We start from the raw sequence: 6,102 nt of genomic DNA on the forward strand, positions 1-6,102 counted from the left end.
GGAGGCTGTGATGGTGGAACTGAAAACGCCCGAGGAGATCGAGCGGATGCGCGTCACCGGCGCGTTCGTGGCCCGGACCCTGGCGGAACTCCGGGCGAAGGCGGCGGTGGGGGTGAACCTGCTGGAGCTGGAAAGCATTGTGCGGGAACGCATCCGGGAGCGTGGCGCCGAGTCCTGCTATTGGGATTACGCGCCGTCGTTCGGGCGCGGGCCGTTCCGCAATACGGTCTGCCTGTCGGTGAACGATGCCGTACTGCACGGACTGCCGTTCGACTATGCGCTGCGCGACGGCGATGTGCTGACGATGGACCTGGCGGTGAGTATCGACGGCTGGGTCGCCGATGCCGCGACCACCGTGATCGTCGGCACACCCGACGCCGAGGATCAGCGCCTCGTGCACGCCACCGAGGAGGCCCTGGCCGCGGCGATCGAGGCGGCACAGCCGGGCAACCGGCTCGGCGATATCTCGGCGGCGATCGCCGCGGTCGCCCGTGCGCACGGCTACCCGGTGAACACCGAGTTCGGCGGTCACGGACTCGGCCGGACCATGCACGAGGACCCGCATGTAGCCAACACCGGGCGGCCGGGCCGCGGATTCCCGCTGAAACCCGGGCTGACCATCGCGATCGAACCGTGGTTCGCGAAAACCACCGACCGGATCGTCACCGACCCGGACGGCTGGACCATTCGCTCGGCCGACGGTTCCCGGACCGCGCACTCCGAACACACGATCGCGATCACCCCGGACGGGCCGCGGGTACTCACCGTCGCGTGAGCCGGTCGAAGCGGCGGCCGAGCGACCGGGCAGCCGCCGACGCGGGCCGGCGCTCGACCGGAACGCGTGCGGCGAAGTCGCGCCGGCCGAGGCAGGACACGCCGCCCACCGCACGCTCGCCGCGCACGGTCATTGCATGTCCAGCGCCTCGTCGCCGGATCCTCGGGATATCAGGTCGCCTGGCTCACCGAGGACATGTGGAAGTCCGGGATACGCAGCGGCGGCATGGCCGCGCGGGTGAACCAGTCCTTCCATTCGCGGGGCAGCGTCTGCTCGGTGGCGCCGGCTTCGGTGGTCCGGCGCAGGAGGTCGAGGGGGCTTTCGTTGAACCGGAAGTTGTTCACCGCTGCCGTGACCTTTCCGTTCTCGACCAGATACACCCCGTCGCGGGTGAGGCCGGTGAGCAGCAGGGTGGCCGGGTCGACCTCACGGATGTACCACAGGGTGGTGAGCAGCAGGCCGCGTTCGGTGCGGGCGATCATCTCGTCCAGGGTGGCCGCCGAACCCCCGGTGAGCAGAAGGTTCGGCACCGGGACGGTGGGCGAGGTGCCGTAGTCGGCGGCGGTGGCGCGCGGATACACCAGATCGGCGATCGTCCCGTCGCGCAGCCAATCGACCCGCTGGGCAGGCAGGCCGTTGTCGAAGACGGAGACCGTTTCCGACGACGCCTGCGTCGCCACGAACGGCAGGCATTCGAGGCCGGGTGCGGTGGGGTCGGAGGCGAGGGTCAGCGGGATATCGGTGAGTTTCTCCCCGACCCGCGTGCCGCCGGGAGCGGCGAACGCGGTGTGGCCCTCCTGCGCACCGCGGCCCTCCATCGACCAGTACATGTAGATCAGCAGATCGGCGACGGCCGAGGGCGGCAGCAGGGTTTCGTAACGACCGGCCGGCAACTCGACCCGGCGCGCCGACCAATCCAGCCGGCGGGACAGTTCGGCGAGCAAACCGGGGGTATCGACATCGGTGAAATCCGCGGTGCCCGCGCCGACCCAGGCGCTGGCGAGATCGGTGCCCTCCCCGCGTTTACCGTTGATCTCCACCGACCCGGTGGGCTGGGTGTAGCGGCGGCGGATGCCGGTGGAGGTGCCGAGCCACGTGGTGTGCATCTGGTGATGCGCGAAACCGTAGAGGCGATCGGCGCCGTCGAAACCGGTGGCCAGATCGGCGGCGAGCCCGGCGAACACCTCGATCCCGGTGCCCGCGGCCGGCGCCTCCCAATCGGCCGCCGCCGCGGGCGCATCCGGGAGCGGCATGGCGTCGCGCGCGGGTTCGGCGGCCGCGGCGGCCTCCTCGCTGGCCCGCACGACGGCCTCGATATCGGCGGGGTCCACGCTGGTCGAGGCCACACTGCCCACGCGCGCCGACCGTGGGCCGTCGCGCAGTACCGAGATCACCGACCAGCGCCGCGCCACCGAACTGCCGTTCGTGGTCATCGAATTACCGGCCCAGCGCAGCGACGCCTCGGCCTCGTCGGTGACGAGCACCATGGCCTCGTCGGCCCGGGACACCGCGAGTGCCCGCTCGACCACCGCGTTCGCGGGCAGCACCCCCGCACCGGTCAGTGTCGTCATTGTCCCGCCTCCGTCCGGGTATTGAGCACATTCACCCCGCGCACCAGGACCGCCGGGCAGCCGTGACTGACCGCCGCGACCTGACCCGGTTGCGCTTTACCGCAGTTGAACGCGCCGCCCAGTTGCCAGGTGGACGGGCCGCCCACCGCTTCCATCGAGCCCCAGAAATCCGTGGTGGTGGCCTGGTAGGCCACATCGCGCACCTGGCCGGCCAGTTCACCGTTGCGGATGCGGAAGAACCGCTGGCCGGTGAACTGGAAGTTGTAGCGCTGCATATCGATCGACCAGCTCTTGTCGCCGACGATGTAGAGACCGTCGGAGACCCGCGAGATGAGTTCGGCCGTGCTGGTGTCGTGTACCGGATCGGGTTGCAGCGAGACATTGGCCATCCGCTGGATCGGCACATGGTGCGGGGAATCGGCGTAGGAGCAGCCGTTGGACCGCTCGAGACCGAGCCGGGGCGCGAACACGCGGTCGAGCTGGTATCCCACCAGCACGCCGTCGCGCACCAGGTCCCAGCGTTGACCCGCCACCCCGTCGTCGTCATAACCGACGGTCGCCAGACCGTGCGGCTGCACCCGGTCGGCGGTGACATGCATGACCGGGGTCCCGTACCGGAGCGTGCCGAGCAGGTCGGGAGTCGCGAACGAGGTTCCGGCATAGGCGGATTCGTAGCCGATGGCGCGATCGTATTCGGTGGCGTGGCCGATGGATTCGTGGATGGTGAGCCACAGGTTGGTGGGGTCGATCACCAGATCCGTCGCACCGGGCACCACGGTCGGAGCCTTCACCTTCTCCGCCAGCCACTCCGGGATCCGGGTCAGCTCCGTATCCCAATCCCAGACGCCGTCCCTGCCGGTGACGTACTCCCAGCCCCGCCCCGCCGGTGGCGCCAGCGTGCGCATGGTTTCGAACGCACCGGACGCGGTATCGACGGTGATCGCCTCGAGCTGGGGTTGCAGCCGCACCCGCTGCTGAATGATCGCCGAGCCCGCGGTGTCGGCGTAGTAGGTCTGTTCCTTGACCTGCAGCAGGGTCGCGGTGACGTGATCCACCCCGTCGGCGGCCGACAACCGGCCCGAATAGTCCTGTAAGAGGGCTACTTTGTCGGCGGAGGGGATGGTGAACGGGTCGATATCGTAGGCGGAGAGCCAGCGTGCGTTGTCGTAGACGGGTTCGGGCGCCAGTTCGACGCGTTCCCGGTTCAGCGCGCGCAGCGTGGTCGCCACGGCGACCGCCGAACGCGCGACCTCGGCCGCGGTGTCCGGATTCAGCGCCGCGTGTGAGGCGAACCCCCAGGTCCCGTCGACCACAACGCGCACCGCGAAACCCAGTTCGACGGAATCGGTGAGTGCCTCCACCCGGCCGTCCCGTAACCGGATCGACTGGGTACACAACCGGTGTACCCGCAGATCCGCGTGCTCGGCACCCGCGGCGCGGGCCGCGGACAGCGCCGCGTCCGCCAGCTGCGTCAGCGGCAGGCCCGTGAATTCGGGATCGATATCGTGCCCGGGAGGTTGCCCGCCGGGTTCGGTGGACGTCGCCATGCTCACCCCGACCAACCTAGTCGGCCACCGCGGATTCCGCGTGCACGGGCGGTCGGGTCAGCCGAACTGCTGCCAGCCCAACCGGATCACCATCGCCACCACGACGACGAGCAGTACCGCGCGCACGAACTCCGCACCCCGCGCCAGCGCCATCCGCGAGCCCACCACGGATCCGGCGATATTGGCCACGGCCATGGCGGCACCCAGCGCCCACAGAATATGGCCGGTGAACCCGAAGAAGATCAGCGCACCGACATTGGACCCGCAGTTGATCACCTTCGCCATCGCCGCCGCGCGCACGAACTCCGTACCGAGCAGAGTCGCGAACGTGATGATCAGGAAGGTGCCGGTACCCGGGCCGAGCAGGCCGTCGTAGGCGCCGATCAGTCCGGCGGCGAGCGCGACGACCAGTATCGCCTTGCGCCGCGACGGCGGATGGGTGGCCAGGGTGATCCCGATCGACGGCCGGGCGGTGACGAAGACCGCCACCCCCACCAGCACCACCAGCACGATCGGGATGAACAGATCCCGGTCGATCAACGACACCGCGGCCGCGCCGGCTGCCGCCGTGACCGCGGCCAGTACCGCCGCGGGCACCAGCAACCGCCATGGCAGCGGGACCTTGCGGGCGAAGGTGATCGCCGCGGTCGCGGTTCCCGCCACCGCGGACAGCTTGTTGGTGCCCAGCGCGGTCTGCGGCGCGATACCGGGCGACACCAGCAGCAGCGTCGGTAGCACGATCAGCCCGCCGCCGCCCACCACGGCGTCGACCCAGCCGGCCGCCGTCGCGGCGGACAGCAGTGCCACCCAGTCGATCACGTCCATAGGGTTCAGCAAACCAGACGGTCGACTCATGATTTCGCCGCCTACCTGCGTATGTGGCGTTCGGCACGGATGCGCACGGCGGCTGCGAGTTGGCTGTCCCCGTACTGCTCGGCCGGCCGGTGGCGTTCCGCCTGCCGGCATGCTTGCGGGCCCCGCGGTGGCGGCACGGCCCGGCCGACGTCCCGAACTAGGCTGGTCGGGTGCGCCGGTTCAGTCTGTGGCTTCGAGGCAAACCTGTCGTCGCCGATTCTGCGCTCGCGCTGCTCCTGCTGATTCTCGATCTCGTGGTCGCCCGCGACAGCACCAGCCCGGCCGCGTACCTGGTGTTCTCGGTGCTGCTGCCGTTGCCGATCGCTTTGCGGCGTGTCTATCCGCGGGCGATGGCGGTGACGTTCATGGTGCTGTCGTTCTGCACCAGCACCATCGGCTACATCGTCGGCGACCCCACCGTGCACGCCGCCCTGCTCGGGCACGGGATCATGCTCTACACGCTGGCCGCCTACGTGGGGCGCCGCGAAGGCCTCTGGTACGCGATCGCGCTGGTCGCCGACAGCGCCTACGGCATGGCGGTGGTGACCGGTTTCAAGGTCGGTGATCTCGCGTTCATCGTGATCTACTTTGCCTTCTGCTGGGTGCTGGCCGAGTTCTCCGGCGCCCGGCGCGCTTACGACGCCGAGGTCGCGGCCCGGCACGCCGTCGCCGAATCCGACCGGGAACGCCGCGCGCACGACGCGGTCGCGGCCGAACGCACCCGGATCGCGCGGGAACTGCACGATGTGGTGGCGCACGCGGTGAGCGTCATGATCGTGCAGGCCGACGGCGCCCGGTACGCCTTGCGCACCGACCCCGCCACCGCCGAACAAGCATTGGTCACGATCGCCGGTACCGGCCGGGAGGCCTTGCGCGAACTGCGCCGCACGGTCGCGTTGCTGCGCACCGAACACGCCCCCGACCAGGTGCCGCAGCACGGTACCGCCGGACTGGCGAAAGTCGCGCAGCTCATGCGGGACGCCGGGCTGGCCGTCGAACTGGAACTGTCCGGGGAACTGGACGAACTGGCACCCGAGGTGGGCCTCGGCGTACACCGGATCGTGCAGGAAGCGCTGACCAATACCCTGCGCCACGCGGGCGCCCATCCGAAGGCGTGGGTGCGGGTGCATCGGCGCAGCCAGGATGTCGACATCGAGGTCACCGACTCCGGCGGGGTCCCGGTGCGCCCCGAGTCCCGCATCCAGGGCAGTGGGCTGGGGCTGGCCGGTATGCGCGAACGGGTGGCGGTACTCGGGGGAAGCCTGGAGGCGGGCCGCACCCAGGACGGCGCCTGGCGGGTGCATGCCCGGATCCCGCTGACGTCACCGGATGCGGAATAACGCGGCCCCGCCAC

Annotated in this window: 5 protein-coding genes; 2 read left to right on the top strand and 3 right to left on the bottom strand. The window is 70.0% G+C overall.

The window, feature by feature from the left end; translation table 11 throughout:
- Positions 1 to 10: 10 nt before the first annotated feature.
- The gene (map, locus tag QH276_RS30965) at positions 11 to 775 is read left to right on the top strand and encodes a type I methionyl aminopeptidase (protein WP_280399583.1); all 765 of its coding nucleotides are present in this window, start codon (positions 11 to 13) and stop codon (positions 773 to 775) included.
- Positions 776 to 945: 170 nt separating this feature from the next.
- On the opposite strand, the gene QH276_RS30970 is transcribed toward map, so the two are convergent.
- The 3 genes from QH276_RS30970 to QH276_RS30980 are packed head-to-tail and all read right to left on the bottom strand — an operon-like array spanning position 946 to position 4,718.
- A complete protein-coding gene (locus QH276_RS30970) occupies positions 946 to 2,322 on the bottom strand; it encodes a metallopeptidase TldD-related protein (RefSeq protein WP_432278626.1) in 1,377 nt (458 codons plus the stop codon).
- 20 nt (positions 2,323 to 2,342) lie between these two features.
- Positions 2,343 to 3,893, bottom strand: coding sequence for a TldD/PmbA family protein (locus QH276_RS30975; protein WP_280398986.1), 1,551 nt, complete (start codon positions 3,891 to 3,893; stop codon positions 2,343 to 2,345).
- Between the two features lie 57 nt (positions 3,894 to 3,950).
- Complete coding sequence (locus tag QH276_RS30980) at positions 3,951 to 4,718, bottom strand: TSUP family transporter (protein WP_280398987.1); 768 nt, start codon at positions 4,716 to 4,718, stop codon at positions 3,951 to 3,953.
- Positions 4,719 to 4,918: 200 nt separating this feature from the next.
- On the opposite strand from QH276_RS30980, the gene QH276_RS30985 reads away from it, so the two are divergent.
- Complete coding sequence (locus QH276_RS30985) at positions 4,919 to 6,088, top strand: sensor histidine kinase (protein ID WP_280398979.1); 1,170 nt, start codon at positions 4,919 to 4,921, stop codon at positions 6,086 to 6,088.
- Positions 6,089 to 6,102: the final 14 nt, after the last annotated feature.

It is taken from the genome of Nocardia carnea (assembly GCF_029869215.1).
Classification (GTDB): domain Bacteria; phylum Actinomycetota; class Actinomycetes; order Mycobacteriales; family Mycobacteriaceae; genus Nocardia; species Nocardia carnea_B.

Coding starts and splice junctions, on each gene's coding strand:
- map (WP_280399583.1), top strand. CDS start 11: ATGGTGGAACTGAAAACGCCCGAGGAGATCGAGCGGATGCGCGTCACC.
- QH276_RS30975 (WP_280398986.1), bottom strand. CDS start 3,893: ATGGCGACGTCCACCGAACCCGGCGGGCAACCTCCCGGGCACGATATC.
- QH276_RS30980 (WP_280398987.1), bottom strand. CDS start 4,718: ATGGACGTGATCGACTGGGTGGCACTGCTGTCCGCCGCGACGGCGGCC.